Source organism: Burkholderia sp. Nafp2/4-1b (assembly GCF_003635165.1).
Lineage (GTDB): Bacteria > Pseudomonadota > Gammaproteobacteria > Burkholderiales > Burkholderiaceae > Burkholderia.
On sequence record NZ_ML058683.1, the window covers coordinates 1 to 1,934 of the forward strand.

1 protein-coding gene and 3 tRNA genes are annotated in these 1,934 nt (G+C 62.0%); all 4 read right to left on the minus strand.

Annotated elements, in window-relative coordinates:
- Positions 1–255 (minus strand): GTP-binding protein (locus tag C7H84_RS35980; RefSeq protein WP_240462172.1); only part of this gene is annotated, 255 nt, incomplete at its 3' end.
- Between the two features lie 66 nt (positions 256–321).
- A tRNA-Thr gene (locus tag C7H84_RS35985) sits at positions 322–396 on the minus strand.
- A 25-nt stretch (positions 397–421) separates the two neighbouring features.
- A tRNA-Gly gene (locus tag C7H84_RS35990) sits at positions 422–495 on the minus strand.
- Between the two features lie 44 nt (positions 496–539).
- Positions 540–625 (minus strand) — tRNA-Tyr (locus C7H84_RS35995).
- Positions 626–1,934 lie beyond the last annotated feature (1,309 nt).

The window sequence follows — 1,934 nt, forward strand, 5'->3', positions numbered from 1 at the left end:
GTGGCCCGGGCAGTCGACGTGTGCGTAGTGGCGGTTAGCCGTTTCGTACTCGACGTGCGCCGTGTTGATCGTGATGCCGCGCGCCTTTTCTTCCGGTGCCGCGTCGATCTGGTCGTAGGCCTTCGCTTCGCCGCCGAACTTCTTCGTCAGCACCGTCGTGATCGCTGCCGTCAGCGTCGTCTTGCCGTGGTCAACGTGACCAATCGTACCAACGTTGACGTGCGGCTTGGTCCGCTCAAATTTACCCTTGGCCATTTTCGACTCCCAAAAGGAATTTCACAGGTTGCGCCGCGCGCAAACAGACACTGACTTTTTTACTGCTGGTGCCCATGGGCAGGATCGAACTGCCGACCTCTCCCTTACCAAGGGAGTGCTCTACCACTGAGCCACATGGGCGCTATTACGCTTCAACTACACGGACTGGAGCGGGTGAAGGGAATCGAACCCTCGTCGTAAGCTTGGAAGGCTTCTGCTCTACCATTGAGCTACACCCGCACGGGCCACTAACGATTCCTTACCGCTCACTGCGCTGATGTTCTTGGTGGAGGAGGTTGGATTCGAACCAACGTAGGCGTAAGCCAACAGATTTACAGTCTGCCCCCTTTAGCCACTCGGGCACCCCTCCGCAGAGAACTGACGATTATGGGGGTGCATCGCACTCTTGTCAAGCACATCCGGAAGATTATTTTCATTCTCTTCCAGCGCGCCGCGCGACTCACCCGACACCCGCGCTAGCCCGGCTGAGGCAAGCACGAGAGGATCGCCGATTGGCGTCCACATCTTCGTCAGACTCCGTCTTCAGCTTCGATTTGCATCTTCGCTGAAAACGAAAGACCGCCATCATACGGCCTCCCGCGCATAATGCCAAGCGGGTATACGCAAAAAATTCGCAATTTCCATGCCGGAGGGTTCGGTGGCGCTTCCGTCGGGGCTATAGGGGGCGGCTCAATAGGACGCGCAAACGGGCGCCAGGCGGGCAAACAGTCGACTTTCACGCGGGCTGCAACGCACCTGCGCTGGTGCCCGATTCTTCGGGACAGATATCGCACCCTTCCCCGAGTCTCCCGTTCCCCGGCTCTCCCAACACCGGAGCCGCTGCCGCACAACGGCATAAGTCTCGCTCGACGCTCGCTTCATCGGCGGGGACTGAAAGCAGCCGCGGGACCACCCCATGTGACGCGGCGAGGCCGACGGCTTCCAGTTCCCTTCGCCGCGCGGTGAGAAGTCCGGTCCTGAGCCTTGTCCTCGCGCTGATATTCGCCACTCTCCAGCGACGCAAGGGAAAGATACATCGAGCTCGTGGTGCCGCACGGAAGGGATCGCGGCAACCCGCAGCAGGCGCTATCCGAAGGCCATAACGCCGGGCGTACGAAAGGCGTGGCTGCATATGCTACGTAGGACACGTTGAAGCCGCCCGCCGATGCTGGTCGCCCCGACCGCGGCAACGATGTTGCAATGTCCGCGAACGCCATGACCCCGGAAGCGATTTCGTACGCTTGGTTGCTGAACGATGCTTCGACCTACCCTGGCGCGTTCGACAGGCCAGTCGGGCGTCTCCAGACACCGCCGAGGGGCGGCCTGCTTTGAAGTCGAAGATCTGTTAATACTCAGTGTTGGGCGATTCAGCGGCGTGTGAATGGTACGGTCGATGAGCGTCGACGCGGACGGTACGCGGCTCGCATTGGCGGCCGATGCTCGGGCGCTCTGACGGCACCATCCTTTCGCGATCCAAGGAATTCATGCCCTCTGAGACGGGCGACCAGGCCCGCGAGACCAGCCGACAGGCCGTCTAACGGCATGCAGCTGGCGTGCGGATCTCGCTGTTGCGGTCTACGTGCCGGCATTGCGCCCGCGGCGTGGGCGTGGGCGTGGGCGTGGGCGTGGGCGTGGGCGTGGGCGTGGGCGTCGGCGTGGGCGTCGGCGTCGGCGTCGGC